The following is an 18,737-nucleotide window of genomic DNA, read 5'->3' as shown; positions in this document are numbered from 1 at the left end:
TATCCGCGGTTCCACTCTGTTTGGGCCTGACAGGCCCCACTTTTTCCCGATAACGGCGGGTGGCCGGATCCTCCTACTCCGGACCGCATCCGTTTCAGAGGTCAGCTCCCGGGTGCATATCAGATGTTCAGGAATGGAGCTTCGCACCAGCCAGCTCCTCTCTGGAATTCCTTTAACATCTGACTCTCCCGATCACAGCCTTGTTACTCGTTTCTGTCTATATTATTTTGGCGGCTTTACAAAACATTGTCAATGACTTGATGCAAACGTTTTATCACTCGGTCCCGGCCGATCAAAGAAAGGCTTCCGCGCAGATCGGGACCGTGTTCCAACCCGGTGACAGCCACCCGGACCGGCATGAACAATTTTTTTCCTTTATAACCGGTTTCTTTTTGCACCTGTTTAAACATTTTCTTGATATCATCCGGTTCAAAGGATGCGCTTTGCTGAACTAGTTCCAAAAAAGCCTTCAAAACGACGGGAACTTGCTCTTCCGCAAGCACTTGCCGGGCTTGTTCGGAATAACTGATTTCATCCTGGAAGAACAAATCCGACAACTCAACAATTTCCGCCGCATACTCCATTTGCTCTTGATACAAAGCGACCAGGCGGGTCACCCAGGCTTTCTGTTCCTCATCGAGCGGCGTTTGGATGCGTCCGGCTTTTTCCAAATGGGGAATGGCCAGCTCGACGATCCGTTCCAAAGGTGCTTTTTTGATATATTGCCCGTTCATCCATTTTAATTTTCCGGTGTCAAAAATCGCCGGCGCTTTGGACACCCGCTCAAGCGAAAACACGTCAACCAGCTCTTGCGGTGTAAACATCTCTTCTTCCCCTTCCGGCGACCAACCGAGAAGCGAAATAAAGTTGACAATCGCCTCGGGCAAATAACCCAATTCCTTATACTGATCGATGAATTGGATGATGCTTTCATCCCGTTTGCTCATTTTCTTTCCTTCGCCGTTTAAAATGAGCGGAATATGGGCAAAGACCGGCGGTTTGAAACCGAGGGCTTCATAAATCATGATTTGTTTCGGGGTGTTGGATAGATGCTCTTCCCCCCGGATCACATGACTGATTTTCATCAAGGCATCATCGACAACCACGGCAAAATTGTAAGTGGGGCGTCCGTCCGGCCGGCGAATGACAAAATCCCCGATGCCGTCGGATTCAAATTTCACCGTTCCGCGAATTTCATCCTCGATGACAATGGTTTTCCCTTCCGGCACACGAAAGCGGACACTGGGAACCCGTCCTTCCGCTTCAAACTTCGCCCGCTGTTCCGGAGTCAAATCCCGGTCCCATCCGCTGTATTTGGGAACTTCTCCCCGGGCAATCTGCTCCTCGCGCTCTTTTTCCAGCTCTTCTTTGGTGGTATAGCTCAAATAAGCTTTTCCCTCTTTGAGAAGCTGGTCAATGTACCGGTTGTAAATTTCCGTTCTCTCCATGCAACGATAAGGACCGTAAGGACCGCCGACATCCACGCCTTCGTCCCACTTGATGCCCAGCCATTTCAGCATGGCCATCTGTTTTTCATCGGCACCCTCCACGTTCCTTTCCGTGTCTGTATCTTCGATCCGGACGATAAAATCACCGCCATGTCGTTTGGCATGCAAGTAACTGAATAAAGCCGTTCTTGCACCGCCGATATGCAAATGCCCCGTGGGGCTGGGTGCATAACGTGTGCGAACCCTGTCCATTGTTTACTCTCTCCTTTTATGCCAGATTCCATTCTTCATCGATTTTGCACGAGACAAACCACCGCCATGGATGCCATTCCTTCTTCGCGTCCGGTGAAACCCAGCTGCTCCGTGGTGGTGGCTTTCACATTCACCTGAGAGGTTTCCGCTTCCAAAATCTCTGCAATTCTTTGCGCCATTTGAGGAATGTACGGAGCCATCTTCGGTTTTTGGGCAATGATCACGGAATCCAGATTCCCCAATGCGTATCCTTTTTCTTTCACTTGCTTCCAAACCTCTTTTAACAACACCGCACTGTCGGCATCTTTGTAAGCATCATCCGTGTCCGGAAAGATTTTTCCGATATCCCCCATCCCTGCGGCACCCAAAATCGCATCCGTAATGGCATGCAATAAAACATCCGCATCCGAATGGCCCATCAACCCTTTTTCGTATGGAATGGTGACGCCGCCGACAATCAGCGGTCTTCCATCAGCAAACTGGTGAACGTCAAATCCTTGTCCAATGCGAATCATTTCTTCTTTCCCCTCATCTGATAAATCGCTTCTGCCAAATATAAATCATCGGGTGTGGTCAGCTTGATATTTGTATATTCCCCTTGAACCACACGCACATCCACGCCCATTTCTTCGACCAGCATAGAATCATCCGTTGCCACCGTTTCCCGGCCGGCAAAATGCTCATGCGCCGACAACAGGACTTCGCGCCGGAAAGCCTGAGGCGTTTGCACCACCCACAGGCGCTTCCGGTCCGGGGTGTTTTCAACAATGCCCGCATCATCGACCACTTTGACCGTATCCTTCACCGGCACAGCCAATATGGCGGCTCCGTGCATGCGGGCTTCCTCCAGCAAACGGGAAATCGCTTCATGACTGACAAAAGGACGGACCGCATCATGCACCATGACCCAGTCCGTCGAAATCTTTTTCAATCCCAGATAAACACTTTCTTGCCGTTCTTTTCCCCCGGGGACGACATGCGTCACTTTTTGCAGCCCTGCTTCCCTGATCATCTTTTGCGTCCGCCCTATTTCTTTGTGATCAGCGACAACCACCATCTCATCAATTTCGGGAAAAGATTCAAACAAGGTCAAAGTATGTATCAAGATGGGTTGCCCGTGAAAGGTTAAAAACTGCTTCGGTTCACGGGTCCCCATTCTTTTTCCCATCCCTGCGGCAGGAACCACAACTCCAACACTCAAACACCTGTCTCCTTTCGCTTTCCAACAAAATATGCCCGTCCTTGGTTTAGAATATAAACCAATCACGGGCCTCAAGCAACGGCAATTTCATTTTTTCCTTAAAGATTTAAAAAGCCTATAACGCCTTTTCCAAAAGTTTCGGTTTGGCGAAAATCATCCGACCCGCAGATGTTTGCAACACACTGGTGACCAAAACATCAATCCGTTCCCCGATGTATTCACGCCCGCCTTCGATCACGATCATGGTTCCGTCATCCAGGTATGCCACGCCTTGACCATGTTCTTTTCCGTCTTTGATCACTTGCACATTGATCTCTTCCCCGGGCAACACAACGGGCTTCACGGCATTGGCCAGGTCATTGATGTTGAGCACGCTGACTCCCTGTAACTCGCAAACTTTGTTCAGGTTGAAATCATTGGTGACCACTTTTCCTGACAAGACTTTGGCCAATTTGACCAGCTTGCTGTCCACTTCCTGAATTTCTTCAAAGTCACCTTCATAAATCAGGACATCGACATCCAGCTCTTTTTGAATCTTGTTCAGGATATCCAATCCGCGACGTCCCCGGTTCCGTTTCAGCACATCGGAGGAATCGGCGATATGTTGCAATTCTTCGAGCACGAAGCTCGGAATCACCAACGTCCCCTCCAAAAAGCCCGTGCGGCAAATATCAGCAATGCGCCCGTCAATAATCACGCTGGTGTCCAGAATTTTATGCTCAACATAAGGCTTTTCTTCGTTTTTCTGTTTTCCTTCTTTATTTTGACGCCCAAGCGTAAAAACCGAGATCAGTTCATCCCGCTTTTTGTATCCCACTCTGAATCCAAGATAACCGAACAAACCGGAAAAGATAAAAGGCAACACACGGTTTACGCCCGGTATCGGCAGCTGTGCCAACGGTTGTTGAATTAAAAATGCAACAATCAATCCGAAAATTAAACCAAGAGCCCCGAAAAGTCCATCCGCAGCCGGTATTTTAACCAAACGCTCTTCGCTCCAGCGAATCCACTTCACCACATTATTCGACAACCAAAATGTTGCGACAAACATGATGACCGCTCCAAGAACCGCGCCAATATAATGCGGTCCCGGCACTTCGCCAAAATTCAGAGGAGACTCTTGAAGCAACCCGAAAAACTCAGGACCTAAATAGTAGCCAGCGGATGCTCCGACCAAGGTGAAAGCAAGTTCGACAAAACGTTTCAACACGGGGCTTCACCTCCTCCCAAAACGATGCTCGTAATAATCATTATAGACATTCTGCAAAAATGAAAACCTGATATCAAAAATTTTTCTTATGACCTTTTTGTTACAACAGAAAATAGAAACGATTATGAGTCCTTATCAGAAAAGATGCCGTCAATCAACTCCATCGCCTTCTCCTCATTCATGTCCCTTGCCAGCACCAGTTCGCTGATCAAAATCTGCCTGGCATTGTCCAACATTTTCCTCTCTCCGGTGGATAATCCTTTTTCTTCATCGCGGAGCATCAGCGAACAGACCACTTCCGCCACTTCATAAATATCTCCGCTTTTGATTTTGTCCATATTGGCACGATAGCGTCGGTTCCAATTGAGTGTATCATGGTTGTCCCTTTGCCTCATTTGTTTCAGCACTTTGTCAACGGTCGACTCATCGACCACTTCGCGCAAACCGATTTTCTCCACATTACTCATGGGAACCATGACCTTCATATCTCCAATGGGCATCCTCATGACATAGTACTTCTTCCGCTCACCCAAGATCTCCTTCTCTTCAATCGATTCTATGACACCTGCACCATGCATGGGATATACCACTTTATCGCCAACATTGAACAAAAGATCCACCTCCAGAGGCAATATCTGTTTCCAAGATATCACAAAACTTCAACACAGTCAATAAAATAAAAATCATTATCTTAGCATACAAAACTAATTATCGTCAATCCCTTTTTCCATTTGTCATTTTGTTCCGTCTTGTCAAAAAATTGACACTATAATTCCGCTCCCTATATAATAAAACTGACTTCCATTCCGACCACAAGGCTGATGACACAGGTCATCCCCCGAAGTCTTTCTATAAATCTGCCGTCTCTATCCGAAAAAAGAGGTGAAAGGCATGAGCGAAAACCCTTTTTCTTCCTTTCAGGAACAAGTCGATGAATTACTCATCCGGCATCACAGTTTTTTAGATGTGACATCAAAATTTCAAGAATCCGGCACACGGATCAACCGGTCTCTCACCAAAGCCGTCACGGAATGCGGTTGCATCCGGATCGATGCACAGAAACAGCCTTACCCCACCGACGCCCCCCGCGGAGAATGGAGAAAACACTTCAAAACACATTTATCCGGCAGGTTGTGCGAACAATGCCTGGAAACCGTTCAGACCGAAATCGGAAAAAACCTCTTCTATCTCACAGCTTTATGCAATCTGTTGGAGATCTCCCTGCCCGAAGTGATGGAAAAAGAATCAAAAAAACTCACAACACTCGGAGTATTCAATCTCCGTTGAGGATTCAAAGGAAAACAACCCTTTTAAAAAAGGGTTGTTTATTTTCCTATTTCCACTCTTCAATCGCTTTTTTACCATCTTCTTCACGTTTTAAGCTCACGGCTTTTTTCACACCATACAAAGCATACAAAAACAAGGGAATAAACAGGACTTTTGGCAATTCGCGCGGGTATAACACGGCTGTCGCCGCAATCACGATCAAAAAAAGCGGGGCCATCCATACGGCAGATTTCGGAATGCCCACCTTTTTAAACGTCGGATATTTGATTTGACTGACCATCAGGAAGGATAAAAAGAGCATGGCCACCATGAGGAAATACGCATTGGGCACATGATTATGATACAAAGCCATGGTCGCAAGAATCCCGCCTGCAGCCGTGATCGGCAATCCGATGAAATACCCCGGTTCACCAGGGTGTACGTTAAAACGTGCCAGCCTCAAAGCTCCGCAAATGGGAAATATTGCTGTCACCAACCAACCTTCCATCCCCATATGTTGAAACGAAGATACATACATGATGACTGCAGGAGCCACGCCAAATGAAATAACATCCGATAATGAGTCCAACTCTTTTCCAAATTCGCTTTGCGTATTCAGCATCCGGGCCACCCGGCCGTCCAAGCCATCCAGGATCATTCCGAAAATCACCATGATCGCCGCATATTCCCACGAATCTTGAAATGCCAAAAGGATTGACACAATCCCGAGTAATAAGTTCCCAACCGTTAAACAACTAGGTAATGCTCTGGCAATCATAAAGGGAACCTCCTAATCAGAAATACCGAAACATCTTTCAAAGTTTTCTAATTTGATGTTCTTTGTAATTTTTTAAAGTGGTTTCATTATAGTCTAGGTTATTTATATATGTCTGTCAATAAATACTTGTTCCTGAATTCGCTTCAATCCTTCTTTGATCATCTTTGCACGCACACTTCCGATCCCTTCGACCTCATCCAGTTCATCGATGGTTGCCACCATGATTCTCGATAAATTTTCAAAGCGCTCAACTAATTTATAAATCACATGGCTTGGCAAGCGCGGGATCTTATGAAGAATCCGGTATCCGCGCGGCAAAACGGCTTCCTCTTCAATGTTGATGGAGGACGGATATCCCAAAATCCGCACCAGATTGGCATGTTCCAACAAATCATCCGACGACAGCTTCTGCAACTCCTCGAAAACCACTTCCGGAGAAACACACGGATCAATGCAATAGTCTTCAATCAACAACTTCGCTTCATCTTCCGTGTCGGCCACCAGTTCCTCCAATTGCATACTGACCAGTCGGCCTTCCGTTCCCAATTCATGAATATATGTTTCGATCTCGCGTTTGATTCTGAGCACCATTTCAACCCGTTGCAAAACCAGTGCCACTTCGCTCAAGGTGACCAACTCTTCAAACTCCAGCGCTGTCAGGTTCGTGGTGGTTTGATCCAAAACGGATTTGTATTTCTCCAGGGTTTGGATGGCTTGGTTGGCCTTGGTCAAAATCACACCCATATCTTTCAGGGCGTAACGAAAGTTTCCTTTATACAAGGTGATAATATTTCTGCGCTGGGAAATCGAAACCACCAATTTCCCGGTCTGCCTTGCCGTTCGCTGCGCCGTGCGATGACGGATGCCCGTTTCCGTGGAAGGGATTGCGGAATCAGGAACCAATTGTGCGTTTGCATACAAAATCCTTTTCCCGTCGTTACTTAAAATAATCGCTCCGTCCATTTTGGCCAATTCATAAAGGTAAGCAGGCGTAAACGGACAATCGATATGAAAACCGCCATCCACGATTTCGCGAACTCCCTCGTCATAACCGATCACGATCAGAGCGCCTGTTTTAGCCCCCAGGACGTTGTCCAATCCTTCTCTCAAGGGAGTTCCCGGAGCGATCATCTGTAAAATACTACTGCTTCCTTGATGTCTGTCGTTTTTCACACCCTACCCTCCCAACGCCACTTCTAATGCTTCTTCCAACGTATTGACCCCGATCAGTTCGATCCCCTTCGGAGGCGTCCATCCCTGACCATTTTTCTCGGGGAGAATGACTCTTTTAAAACCCATGTTATGCGCTTCGGCCACACGTTGTTCAATCCGTGAGACTCCTCTCACTTCCCCGGTCAGTCCCACTTCGCCGATAAACAGATCAAACGGCGAGACGGCCACGTCCCGGAAACTGGAAGCCAGACTGACGGCCACGCTGAGATCGACGGCCGGTTCGTCAATGCGAACGCCTCCGACGACATTGATATAAGCATCATAGTTTTGCAAGAAAAGCCCCAATCGCTTTTCCAAAACCGCCATGATCATCGTAACCCGGTTATAATCGATGCCGGCTGCCATCCGTTTGGGGGTGGCAAAACTCGTCGGCGCCACCAATGCCTGCAATTCGACCAATACCGGGCGGGTTCCTTCCATGCTTGCCGTCACCGCCGTCCCCGGCGCTCCCACCGGACGCCCCGACAAAAACAACTCCGAAGGATTTTCGACTTCCGCCAATCCTTCTTCCTTCATTTCAAAAACACCAATTTCATTCGTGGAACCAAAGCGGTTTTTGACCGCACGCAAAACCCGGTATGTGTGATGGCGTTCCCCCTCAAAATATAAAACGCAGTCCACCATATGTTCAAGCATCCTCGGACCGGCCAGTGACCCCGATTTGGTCACATGCCCCACGATGATGATCGCAATGTTTTGCTCCTTGGCCCACCGCATCAATTGTCCGGTGCATTCGCGAACCTGGGCGACACTTCCCGGCGCCGAAGCAATATCCGGATGAAACATGGTTTGAATCGAGTCGATCACCATCAATTTCGGCCGCACTTCATCCATCAACAATTCAACAGCCGTCAAATCAGTTTCAGACACCACCAACAAACGTTCGCTCAACGCATCCAGCCGGTCGGCACGCAACCGGATCTGTTCCGCGGACTCTTCTCCGGACACATATAAAACGGACAATCCCCGCTTGGCCAGTTCATGCGTCGCCTGCAAAAGCAATGTTGACTTTCCGATTCCCGGATCTCCACCCACCAAAACAAAAGAACCCGGCACCAATCCTCCGCCCAATACCCGGTTCAACTCTCTGATCCCGGTATCTGAACGAGGCTGATCCAGCTTCTCCACTTGTGTAATCGGAATGGCTTTTTCCCGTTTGCTCTTTCTGTGCATTCCGGTACCGGGAACGGTTGAACTTTCGCTGTTGAGCTCTTCCACCATGGTATTCCATTCATGACAGCCAGGGCACCGGCCCATCCATTTCGGCGTTTCATAGCCGCATTCCTGACAAACAAACTTTGTTTTTTTCTTCGCCATGGCTTTTTCTCCCACTTACAATGAATCATGATCTTCAAACATTATAACAAATCACTCTTTAAAAATTTATGGAGACTTTTTCACCGGCAAAATCTCTTCCTATTAAGGAATTTTTTCCCTATTCGGGCAAATTTCAACCTCTTTTTAAAAAAATAGTGACAAACAACAGCACCCGGCCGCTGATACAGCCGGGTGCTGTTTGTTGATCATTGGGTTGCGGACCGGGCATCTTCTTTTTCGACGACCAATTTCCCGTCTTTCACATCGATGACCACCGAATTTCCGCGTGCGACATTGCCGCGCAACAACTCTTCGGACAAACGGTCTTCGATGTTTTTCTGGATGGCCCGGCGCAACGGGCGGGCGCCGTAGCTCGGGTCAAATCCTTCTTTCGCCAAGTACCGTTTGGCTTCATCCGTCAACCGGAATTCGATTCCCTGTTCGGACAGGCGTTTGCGCAATTGGTTCACCATCAGGGAAACGATCTCTTCCAGATGCTCTTCTTTCAAAGGATGGAAGACGATCACGTCGTCGATCCGGTTCAAAAATTCGGGACGGAACGTTTTCTTCAGCTCTTCCATGACATTTTGCTTCATGTGTTCATAGTCATCTTCCGATTGATTGCCGCCAACGTTAAATCCGAGGCGTGACGTTTTCTTGATGGTGGATGCCCCCACGTTGGAAGTCATGATGATGATGGTGTTGCGGAAATCCACCACCCGGCCTTTTCCGTCCGTCAACCGGCCGTCTTCCAGCACTTGCAACAGGATGTTGAACACTTCCGGGTGAGCTTTTTCGATTTCGTCAAACAGGACGACCGAATAGGGTTTCCGGCGGACTTTTTCCGTTAATTGTCCTCCTTCTTCATATCCCACGTATCCCGGCGGCGAACCGACAAGGCGGCTCGTCGCATGTTTTTCCATATACTCGGACATGTCAATCCGGGTCATCGCATCTTCGTCACCAAACATGGCTTCTGCCAAAGCCCGGGCCAATTCGGTTTTTCCGACTCCGGTCGGTCCCAGGAAGATGAAGGAACCGATCGGCCGCTTCGGATCTTTCAATCCGGCACGGGCCCGGCGGATGGCACGGGAAACGGAACGGACCGCTTCCTCTTGGCCGATGACGCGGTTATGCAGGATGGACTCCATATTCAACAAGCGTTCTGATTCTTCTTCCGCCAACTTCTTCACGGGAATTCCCGTCCAGCTCGAAACGACATCGGCAATATCTTCGGCAGTGACTTCGGAATCGGTTTTTCCTTGGTGTTGTTTCCAGGAATTCCGGTTGATCTCGATTTCCTCGCGCAGTTTTTGCTCCGTATCCCTCAAAGAAGCCGCTTTTTCAAATTCCTGGCTTTGCACGGCCGCGTCTTTTTCTTTTTTCACTTCTTCCAGCTTTTGTTCCAGTTTTTTCAGTTCCGGCGGCATCATGTAAAATTTCAACCGCACTTTGGATGCCGCTTCGTCGATCAGGTCAATCGCTTTATCCGGCAAATACCGGTCCGAAATATAGCGGTCGGATAATCTCACCGCTTGTTCAATCGCTTCATCGGTGATTTTCACCCGGTGATGGGCTTCATAGCGATCCCGCAATCCTTTCAGGATCAACACCGCTTCCTCAGTGCTCGGCTCTTCCACCAAAATCGGTTGGAAACGGCGCTCCAAAGCAGCATCTTTCTCGATGTATTTCCGGTATTCATCCAAGGTTGTCGCACCGATGCATTGCAATTCCCCGCGGGCCAGCGCCGGTTTCAGGATATTGGATGCGTCAATCGCGCCTTCGGCACCTCCCGCCCCGATCAATGTGTGCAACTCATCGATAAACAAGATGATGTTTCCGGCTTGGCGGATTTCATCCATGATTTTTTTCAACCGGTCTTCAAACTCACCGCGATATTTCGTTCCGGCCACCACAGTTCCCATATCCAGGGTCATGACCCGCTTGTTGCGCAAAGTTTCCGGAATTTCCCCGTCCACAATGCGCTGGGCCAAACCTTCGGCAACCGCCGTTTTTCCGACTCCCGGCTCTCCGATCAAAACCGGGTTGTTTTTAGTCCGGCGGGACAACACTTGAATCACCCGTTCAATCTCTTTGCTGCGTCCGATCACCGGATCCAGGTTGCCATCATGCGCAGCGGCCGTCAAGTCGCGGGCCAAGCCGTCCAATGTGGGCGTGTTGACCTGATGATGGGGGCTGGAGTGGTTGGAAAAGGTTTCGCTGTTTCCCAGGAGTTGCAAAACTTGCTGGCGGGCTTTGTTCAAGCTCACACCCAGATTGTTGAGAACGCGGGCCGCCACGCCTTCCCCCTCGCGAATCAAACCGAGAAGAATGTGCTCGGTGCCGACATAGGTGTGCCCCAACTTGCGGGCTTCATCCATGGACAATTCGATCACTTTTTTCGCCCGTGGCGTATAAGCAATGTTTATGGGTTGACCCTGTCCCCGTCCAATCAAATTCTCAACTTCTTTTTGTATTTTTTCCAATCCCAGGCCCAAACCGATCAAAGCCTTGGCTGCAATCCCTTCCCCTTCGCGGACCAATCCAAGCAAAACATGTTCCGTTCCGATGTTGGTATGTCCCAGACGCACGGCTTCTTCCTGAGCAAGGGCGAGAACTTTTTGCGCCCGTTCTGTAAAACGTCCAAACATCATAATCCCTCACACCTCACTTATGCATGGATTTGTCAGGACTTCTGTTCCATGGCCAAACGTTCGCGAATCAACCGGGCCCGGCGGATGTCCCTTTGTTCGGCATTCAACCGTTCCCCGGCATACTGTTGCAAAAATCCGGGTTGAATCATCACCATCAATTCATTCATGACACTGGCCGAAACGCCACGGATAAATCCCAAATCAATTCCCAACCGGACATCGGAGAGAAGGCTCATCGCTTCTTTGGAATCAATGATGCGGCAATGGGCCAAAGTGCCGTATGAGCGATGGACACGGTCTTCCAGCTGAATCAAAGAAACCTCCTGGAGCCGTCCGCGGGCCGTATGTTCATGTTCAATCATTTGCCGGACTACCCCTTGCAGGTTTTCCAAAATCTCATTCTCATCCAACCCCAACGTTACTTGGTTGGACACCTGGTACAATTGCCCCAAAGCCTCACTGCCTTCGCCGTAAATTCCACGGACCGCAAGCCCGACTTGCGTGATCGCCGGCAACAGCCGGTTTAACTGCTGGGTCATGGCCAACGCCGGCAAGTGAAGCATCACCGAAGCCCGGATTCCCGTACCAACATTGGTCGGGCAACTGGTCAAATAGCCGCACTTTTCATCAAAGGCAAAATTCAAGTGGCTTTCCAACCAATCATCAATCTCATTGGCCAGTTCCCAGGCTTGCTTCATTTGCAATCCGGGGAACAGCACCTGGATGCGGATGTGATCTTCTTCATTGATCATAATGCTGACAGATTCATCCTTATTGAGCAAAACGGCGCCATGCCGCGATTCTTCCGCCAACATCGGACTGATCAAATGCTTCTCGACCAACACGCTTTTTTCCAAATCGGACAGGTCCTTCATGCGGATCAATTCAGCACCTGCCAGGAAGGAATACTTCGACTGATCTTGTTTCAATGCCTGCTCGACTTTGCGAATCACTTCTTCCGCCTGGGATGCGGTACTCAGCATGGGAAACGGAAATCCGTCCAAATTCCTTGCGACCCTGATCCGGCTGGAGAATACCACATCGGACAGAGGACCTTTCACCCGCATCCATTCACTGATGGCATGGTTCATGAAATGTTCGAGTGACATGGTGTTTCCTCCCTATTTCTTGAGTCGATCCTGTAATTCTCGGATTTGGTCACGCAAACGGGCCGCTTCTTCAAACTCTTCCGCCTGAACTTTCTGCGCCAATTGTTCACGCAGCTGTTCCAATTGTCTCTGCAGTTTTAATTCACCTTTGGCACGGGACGGGATTTTCCCGTTATGCGATGTATGGCCGTGTATCCTTCTCAACAAAGGTTCCAAACGGTCTTGGAACGTATGATAACAATCACCGCATCCAAAGCGACCGACTTTGCTGAATTGATTATAAGTCAACCCGCATGTGGGACAGCGGAGCAAATTCGTTTCATATCCTTCATGTCCGCCGGAAGAAGAAGAATCAAAGTTCAACAGCCCGGATAAGAGCTGATGGAAAGAAAACCCGTTGTCAAAGCCGGGCATGTGTTCTCCTTTTTCCTGTGCACAAACTTCACATAAATGAAACTCGGACTTTTCGCCGTTGACAATCTTGGTGTAGTGAATCGTTGCCGGCCGTTTACCACACTCGGGACAGAGCATCGGCCGTCACTCTCCTTTGCTGGTTAATAATGTGGTCAGTAAAACTTTCATCATCCTTGCCCTTACCGGATCCCGGAGCGGAATCGGCAACTGCAAGGTTTCGCGGGAAATCAACCGCTTCATAAGCAACCCTTCCCGCTTTGTCATCAAATCTTCTTCCATCAATCTGAAAATCACATGTTCCGCCGTCATCTGGGTGACGGCATCCCCGATATATGACAACATTTCGTCAAAAATTTCGTGACGATTCTTATAACGTACTTTCTGGATACGGATAAATCCTCCTCCCCCTCTTTTGCTTTCCACGATGTACCCTTTTTCCACCGTGAAGCGGGTACTGATCACATAATTGATCTGAGAGGGGACACATTGGAAAATATCCGCCAATTCACTGCGCTTGATCTCAATCACGCCGTCTTCGCTTTCATTGATTATTTTTTTTAAATAGCGTTCAATTATGTCCGAAATACTACTCATTCGGACAACCTCCTGCTGACCTTGACTAACTTTGACCTTCTGATATTCATTATAAGAAAAAAACTGCCATTTGCCAAGTCCCTTGCGTTCATTTTCAGTATTGACCAATCTTTACCTTGACATGTACCGTTTGTTTTTAATCCGCACGAACCGATTTGACCCCGTCAAGCTGACGGACTTCCTCCACCAATTGGGGAATGGGGACGTTTTCATGGATGCGGATGGTGAAAGTGATCTCCAACAGACGTCCCTCATCCTCTTCTTCCTGTTCCTCCATGTGCACCCGCCGGATTTTTCCGCCAAACCGTCCGATCAGCGAAGCCAGCTCGCCCAGTTTGCCAGGTTCATCCTCGACAATGATGTGAAGCAGGCAAAGGCGTTTCTTTTTGATCCACATACTTTCCAACCGGTTTAAAAGCTCCAGGCTTACCAGAACCAAAATGGTGGTCAGGATGGCGCCGAAGATAAACCCGGTTCCGACCGCCAGCCCGATTCCCGAGACCACCCACAAAGAAGCCGCCGTCGTCAATCCCGTCACGGATGCACGGTGGCGCATGATCGTTCCCGCTCCCAAAAAACCGATTCCACTCACCACCTGTGCACTTAACCGGGAAGGATCAAACCGGACATTCTGTTCCGCCATATAATCCTTAAAACCATAGATGGAAATCAACATAATCAAAGCCGAACCCACACTGACCAAAATATGTGTGCGAAAGCCTGCAGGATGGTTATGCCGTTCACGTTCCCAACCGACCAACCCTCCCAAAAGTGCCGCCATAAACAAACGAACCGCCACTTCCAGGTAAGAAACCATCCATACACTTTCTCCCATTTTTCACCCTCTTTTCTTTCGTGGTATCTCCCGGAACAAAAAGAGATTTCCTTCCTTTTGACTTCATTTTTCCCCGACTTGAAAATCAAAAGGTTGGAAACCTCATCCATCACTTCACCTGTTCATTTTTTTAATGCTTCAACCACTTGCTTCAGTTCCGGAAAAGAATGAATGATTGCATCGGCTTCGTCCAATTCATTTTCTTGACCAAAACAGGGATATCCGGTATAACGGCATCCAACCGCAAACAGTTGATTCTCCTTGCCGGCTTTGATGTCTGAACTGCGATCCCCGACCATCCAACCGTCCGTCACCCCGTGATCATTTTTTAAAATGCGGACAAGATCCGATTTATCAGCCGTTTGATACTCTCCTGCTGTATAAATTCCCTTAAACAGAGAAATTAATCCTTTTGTTTCCAAAGCCGTGCGCACGTAATCACCGGCTCCGTTGCTGGCCACAAACAACGGCCATCCGTCTTCATAAAACTGCATCAATGTTTCCCTGACCCCGGGAAAAATCTCCCCTTTCCCCTTCCGGAACAATTCCAGCTCTTTTTGCAGCATGAACCGATCCGCTTCTTCTTTGACAGCACGGTCAGCCCCCGGCAGCAAAACCTCCCACAATTCCTGATGCGTCAGTCCGAAAACGGATTGGATTTTTTCCTCATCGGGAATGTCTCCTTGAAACTTGCCCGTCGTCTGTAAATGGCGAAAAGTTTCTTGAAATGCGGGAACGGCCACTTTTTCGGTTTGAAATAATGTTCCATCCAAGTCAAAGATGATTGCTCTCATGATTCCCCTTCTTTCCAGTGATGTTCTTTTCATTTTACAAGATCGCAAAAAGGATGTTCGACAGTTTGTTCATTTTTTTTCATTTATTTTCGTGTAAAGTAAATTTTGAAATGGATTTTGGAGTGATCCCGTTGACTTATAAACAAATCAAATGGCTCATTTTGACGATCCCCACGATCGCGGTGGGGCTCTGGGAATATATCCGTCATAAATACCTGTTGCCTTATATCTCCATGGAATTGGGCAACTGGCTCACCCCTCTGATCGTTTTGGGGGTCACCTTAACCCTGCTGGTGCATTTATTTATGATTTATGAAGAAATCCAGGAAGCTTTAAAAAAAGAGCGGGAAGAAAATGCCGTTTTACAGGAACGGGAACGAATCGCCCGCGAATTGCATGACGGCATGGCCCAAACGTTGTTTTTGTGTTCGGTGGAATTGGAATCCCTGCGGGAAAAACACCCCGATCCTTCATTAAACCGGGTTCATCAACACTTGCAACAATTGCACGATGATGTCCGGCAAGCGATCGCCAGTTTAAAAAATCCGGAACCCCCCGCTCCTTTTCTTTTAAAGGATAAATTGATGCATTTGTTCCGCGAATTTGAAATCGATACCGGGATCCGCGTATCCGCCCGTTTTGACATGGAAACCGGCTCCCTTTCCGCCAAAGAAAAAGTGGAACTGTATGCCTGTATACAGGAAGCCCTGACCAACATCCGGAAACATGCGCAGGCCACTCAGGTCCAAGTCTCTTTCAAACCGTTCCGCCAAGGATGGCGATGCACGGTGGAAGACAACGGAATCGGGTTTAAAGGCGATGTGTTTTCCCACCCGGACCGATACGGGATGCGCATCATGCAAGAGCGGGTGAAAAGCATCGGCGCCGGACTTCAATTGACGCGACAGGACGGAAAAACCATTCTGACCATCCAAAAAGGGAGGGAAAACGAGTGAATCCCCTTTATCGCATTGTCATCGGAGATGATCATGAACACGCGCGCCAAGCCATGCGTTTGATTATAGAGAGAGATCCCCGGTTTCAAATCGTGGGCGAAGCGGCTGACGGAAAGGAAGTGATCGAACTCGCCGAATCCACCCGCCCCGATCTTATCTTAATGGATATCAACATGCCAAAGGTCAACGGCCTTGCCGCCACCCGCATCATCAAAGAACAATTCCCGTCCGTCAAAATCGTCATCGTCACGGTTTCCGATGATGCTTCTGATCTGTTTGACGCTTTAAAACAGGGTGCTCAGGGATATCTGTTAAAAAACCTGAAGCCTTCCTTGTGGCTGGAATATTTGCAAGCTGTTGCCGCAGACGAAACTCCCATGCCCAAAGAAATTGCCCGCCGGATTTTGCATGAATTTCATACCACCCCCGTCCCTTGCAAACAATCCAATCTGACCCAACGGGAACAAGAAATCTTAACATGGGTGGCCCAGGGTTACAGCAATAAAGAAATCGCACGCCGGTGCCTGATATCGGAATACACCGTCAAAAACCATCTGAAAAATATTATGCAGAAGCTCCACTTGAATAATCGTGTCCAACTGACCCGCTATGCCTATGAACAAGGATGGATGGAAGGGAACAATCTGGGAGAGAATAGCTCCAAAGAGGGATAGTCATTCCTGCCGCTTTTGCTACAATGAGCATGATACAGACCGGAAGCTACGGAAGGAGTCCGCCATGATGAAGCGTTATTGGTTCTTTTTTCATTTGGTTCTTTTTATCCTTGTTGCCGCCGGATGCGGGCAGTTAAAACCCGAAACCAAGGAGCCGCACAACCAGCCAACTCCGGTCCGGTTGGATATCACTTTCCAATCGTCACCGGACCACCCCGGAAAAAATCAGCCGGTTGAGTTCAGTTCCGTGATAACAGCCGAAAACAAACCGTTTCCGAATGCCAATGTTGAATTTGAAGTCTGGCAACAAGGGAAAGAACACCAAACGATCAAAGCATCCCATCAGGCCGATGGAAAATACACCGCGGTACAGAAATTCCCTGAGGACGGGGAGTATCATGTGGTGGTCCATGTCACCGCCCCCGGCATCCACCAGATGATCAGTGGTTCGTTTACCGTCGGATCTGCCCAAAATGACTCCCACGCACACCATGATTCCGGGGTGCACATGCATCTGGAGCTACCGGACCCCGTCCAAGCCGGGCAAACCATTGAAGCATCGGCACACGTCGGGCTGGATCAAAAAGCTTTAAGCGGTGCCAATGTCCGGTTGGAGGTCTGGAAACAAGGCAACGGACAACATGAGTTTATCGAGACCTCTGAAAAGAAACCCGGCGAGTATGCTGCCACCTTGTCCTTTCCGGAAAAAGGAACGTATTATGTGAAATTGCATGTGGAAAAAGACAAGATTCACGATCACCAGGAAAAAACCGTAACCGTGCAGTAATTAAAAAAGGAGCCCGGATCCGGAGGCCCCTTTTTTTTTACATCAATCCCATTTGTCCGATTTGATACATCATGAAGCCGATAAATACGGCCAGCCCCACGTAGACGGTTCCGTAAATCAACCGCAACTTTGGAGGCACGCTGTAATACTTCTCATCCTGTTTAATGCCTCCCACGCGAAGAGGCGTATAAACCCCTTTTATCTTCATTTTCACTTCCGGATCTTCCGGAGAAGGAGGAATCGTCTGTACCAACGTCATCTCGTGGATTTGCCCCATCATCTCAAACTGCAGGATCGTCCCGAGGCCGGGATAACCCACTTCCGCCATTTCCCGCTGGTCTTGGATGAAACAATATTGGCGAAACGGCAAGGAACGTTGGTGATATTCACCCGGAATCCACAACCCGGCTTCATCAAAACGACCCTTTTTCACCCTGGCTTCAATCACAAACTCTCTTTTTTTCGGCTTTTTCTTCCGGTAAGCCCCCCATAAATCAATCAAAAACATAATGTAAATAATTAACAGCAAAATACTTCTCAAATAAACGATCAAAAAAAGCCCCACAATCAAACCGACCACCCACAGCCAACGGGTAATCGCCACGACAATCCTTCCGCCATCCAAGGGATGAATGGGGATCAGGTTAAACAAATTTAAAAACAAGCCGATATAGGCGATGGCAATCAACAGATCCTGATCGAGCCAAATGCCCAAGCTGTAGGAGGCAACCGCCCCCAACGTGCCCACAAGGGGACCGCCCAAGGCGATAAAGGCTTCCGTCGCCGCATCGCTCGGCTGCTTTTTCATGGTGATCAACGCACCCACAAACGGAATGAAGGCCGGTGCCGACACAGGCAATCCCTTGAGCTTTGCCGCCCAGACATGTCCCATTTCATGGATGAAAATCATCACAACCAAACCGATGGCAAATTGATAAGGAAAAAGCAGCGCATATCCCCCGACAGAAATCGCCATGGTGATCAACGTGCCGCCGAACTTTCCAAATTTCAACAGGGGTAAGATCGCTTTCAACTTGGTTCCGATGCTGACCAAAAAAAGTCCGAGCCAACCCAAATTTCTGCGATTTTTCTGATTTGACTGTTCCTGCTCCACTCACAGAGCCTCCTTAACCCGTCTTAACTATATCTTTCACCGGCTGAAACCGGTCTCATTCCCATATCTTTAAGCAGATAAAACAATTCCCCTTACAATAT

The 18,737-nt window shown here is 48.5% G+C and carries 19 protein-coding genes and 1 other annotated feature (1 of these 20 cut by a window edge); of the genes, 4 read left to right on the top strand and 15 right to left on the bottom strand.

Going from position 1 to position 18,737, the window contains the following annotated elements:
* Positions 1–205, bottom strand: a binding site (T-box leader); it reaches 13 nt to the left of the window's first position.
* A 31-nt stretch (positions 206–236) separates the two neighbouring features.
* From gltX to I8U21_RS04605, 5 genes are all read right to left on the bottom strand, one after another.
* Positions 237–1,700, bottom strand: coding sequence for a glutamate--tRNA ligase (gene gltX / locus I8U21_RS04625; protein WP_181732396.1), 1,464 nt, complete (start codon positions 1,698–1,700; stop codon positions 237–239).
* A gap of 35 nt (positions 1,701–1,735) precedes the next feature.
* On the bottom strand, positions 1,736–2,215 hold the full coding sequence (gene ispF, locus I8U21_RS04620; protein WP_181732395.1) for a 2-C-methyl-D-erythritol 2,4-cyclodiphosphate synthase: 480 nt from the start codon (positions 2,213–2,215) through the stop codon (positions 1,736–1,738).
* The gene (ispD, locus tag I8U21_RS04615) at positions 2,212–2,901 is read right to left on the bottom strand and encodes a 2-C-methyl-D-erythritol 4-phosphate cytidylyltransferase (RefSeq protein WP_232337521.1); all 690 of its coding nucleotides are present in this window, start codon (positions 2,899–2,901) and stop codon (positions 2,212–2,214) included. The genes ispF and ispD overlap by 4 nt, the downstream gene beginning before the upstream one ends.
* Positions 2,902–3,016: 115 nt before the next feature.
* Positions 3,017–4,111 (bottom strand): PIN/TRAM domain-containing protein, encoded by a 1,095-nt coding sequence (locus tag I8U21_RS04610; RefSeq protein WP_198053391.1) that lies wholly within the window; start codon positions 4,109–4,111, stop codon positions 3,017–3,019.
* A 122-nt stretch (positions 4,112–4,233) separates the two neighbouring features.
* A complete protein-coding gene (locus tag I8U21_RS04605) occupies positions 4,234–4,731 on the bottom strand; it encodes a CarD family transcriptional regulator (protein WP_231564634.1) in 498 nt (165 codons plus the stop codon).
* 271 nt (positions 4,732–5,002) lie between these two features.
* On the opposite strand from I8U21_RS04605, the gene I8U21_RS04600 reads away from it, so the two are divergent.
* Positions 5,003–5,398 carry a nucleoside triphosphate pyrophosphohydrolase family protein gene (locus I8U21_RS04600; RefSeq protein ID WP_198053390.1) on the top strand — a complete coding sequence of 132 codons (396 nt, stop codon included), beginning with the start codon at positions 5,003–5,005 and terminating at the stop codon, positions 5,396–5,398.
* 46 nt (positions 5,399–5,444) lie between these two features.
* Here the strand turns inward: I8U21_RS04600 and pssA are convergent, their stop codons facing one another.
* From pssA to I8U21_RS04555, 9 genes are all read right to left on the bottom strand, one after another.
* Entirely contained in the window at positions 5,445–6,155 is a 711-nt protein-coding gene (gene pssA / locus I8U21_RS04595; RefSeq protein ID WP_181732392.1) for a CDP-diacylglycerol--serine O-phosphatidyltransferase, read from the bottom strand.
* A gap of 102 nt (positions 6,156–6,257) precedes the next feature.
* Positions 6,258–7,286, bottom strand: a complete 1,029-nt coding sequence (gene disA, locus I8U21_RS04590; RefSeq protein ID WP_181732448.1) for a DNA integrity scanning diadenylate cyclase DisA — start codon at positions 7,284–7,286, stop codon at positions 6,258–6,260.
* Positions 7,287–7,331: 45 nt separating this feature from the next.
* Positions 7,332–8,705, bottom strand: coding sequence for a DNA repair protein RadA (gene radA, locus I8U21_RS04585; RefSeq protein WP_198053389.1), 1,374 nt, complete (start codon positions 8,703–8,705; stop codon positions 7,332–7,334).
* 206 nt (positions 8,706–8,911) lie between these two features.
* Positions 8,912–11,359, bottom strand: a complete 2,448-nt coding sequence (locus I8U21_RS04580) for an ATP-dependent Clp protease ATP-binding subunit (RefSeq protein ID WP_232337520.1) — start codon at positions 11,357–11,359, stop codon at positions 8,912–8,914.
* Positions 11,360–11,391: 32 nt separating this feature from the next.
* Positions 11,392–12,468: a protein-arginine kinase McsB gene (mcsB, locus tag I8U21_RS04575; protein WP_181732390.1), complete on the bottom strand. Its 1,077-nt coding sequence runs from the start codon at positions 12,466–12,468 to the stop codon at positions 11,392–11,394.
* Positions 12,469–12,480: 12 nt separating this feature from the next.
* Positions 12,481–12,999, bottom strand: coding sequence for a protein-arginine kinase activator protein McsA (gene mcsA, locus I8U21_RS04570; protein WP_181732389.1), 519 nt, complete (start codon positions 12,997–12,999; stop codon positions 12,481–12,483).
* A gap of 6 nt (positions 13,000–13,005) precedes the next feature.
* A complete protein-coding gene (locus I8U21_RS04565; RefSeq protein ID WP_181732388.1) occupies positions 13,006–13,476 on the bottom strand; it encodes a CtsR family transcriptional regulator in 471 nt (156 codons plus the stop codon).
* Between the two features lie 136 nt (positions 13,477–13,612).
* On the bottom strand, positions 13,613–14,311 hold the full coding sequence (locus I8U21_RS04560; protein WP_181732387.1) for an MgtC/SapB family protein: 699 nt from the start codon (positions 14,309–14,311) through the stop codon (positions 13,613–13,615).
* Between the two features lie 122 nt (positions 14,312–14,433).
* Positions 14,434–15,105: an HAD hydrolase-like protein gene (locus I8U21_RS04555; protein ID WP_198053388.1), complete on the bottom strand. Its 672-nt coding sequence runs from the start codon at positions 15,103–15,105 to the stop codon at positions 14,434–14,436.
* A 131-nt stretch (positions 15,106–15,236) separates the two neighbouring features.
* Between I8U21_RS04555 and I8U21_RS04550 the strand changes: the two genes are divergently transcribed.
* The 3 genes from I8U21_RS04550 to I8U21_RS04540 all read left to right on the top strand — a co-directional run bounded on the left by I8U21_RS04550 (position 15,237) and on the right by I8U21_RS04540 (position 17,522).
* Positions 15,237–16,061 carry a sensor histidine kinase gene (locus I8U21_RS04550; RefSeq protein ID WP_198053387.1) on the top strand — a complete coding sequence of 275 codons (825 nt, stop codon included), beginning with the start codon at positions 15,237–15,239 and terminating at the stop codon, positions 16,059–16,061.
* Positions 16,058–16,735, top strand: coding sequence for a response regulator (locus I8U21_RS04545; protein WP_181732384.1), 678 nt, complete (start codon positions 16,058–16,060; stop codon positions 16,733–16,735). Before I8U21_RS04550 ends, I8U21_RS04545 begins: the two co-directional genes overlap by 4 nt.
* 67 nt (positions 16,736–16,802) lie before the next feature.
* A complete protein-coding gene (locus I8U21_RS04540; protein ID WP_198053386.1) occupies positions 16,803–17,522 on the top strand; it encodes a FixH family protein in 720 nt (239 codons plus the stop codon).
* Between the two features lie 37 nt (positions 17,523–17,559).
* Here I8U21_RS04540 and I8U21_RS04535 read toward each other — a convergent pair whose 3' ends face one another.
* Entirely contained in the window at positions 17,560–18,636 is a 1,077-nt protein-coding gene (locus tag I8U21_RS04535) for a site-2 protease family protein (protein ID WP_181732382.1), read from the bottom strand.
* Positions 18,637–18,737 lie beyond the last annotated feature (101 nt).

Origin of the sequence: Thermoactinomyces sp. CICC 23799 (genome assembly GCF_016055145.1) — a bacterium.
GTDB lineage: Bacteria > Bacillota > Bacilli > Thermoactinomycetales > Thermoactinomycetaceae > Thermoactinomyces > Thermoactinomyces intermedius.
The sequence above is the reverse complement of the archived record's forward strand: the minus strand, read 5'-3'. Positions and strand labels throughout refer to the sequence as shown.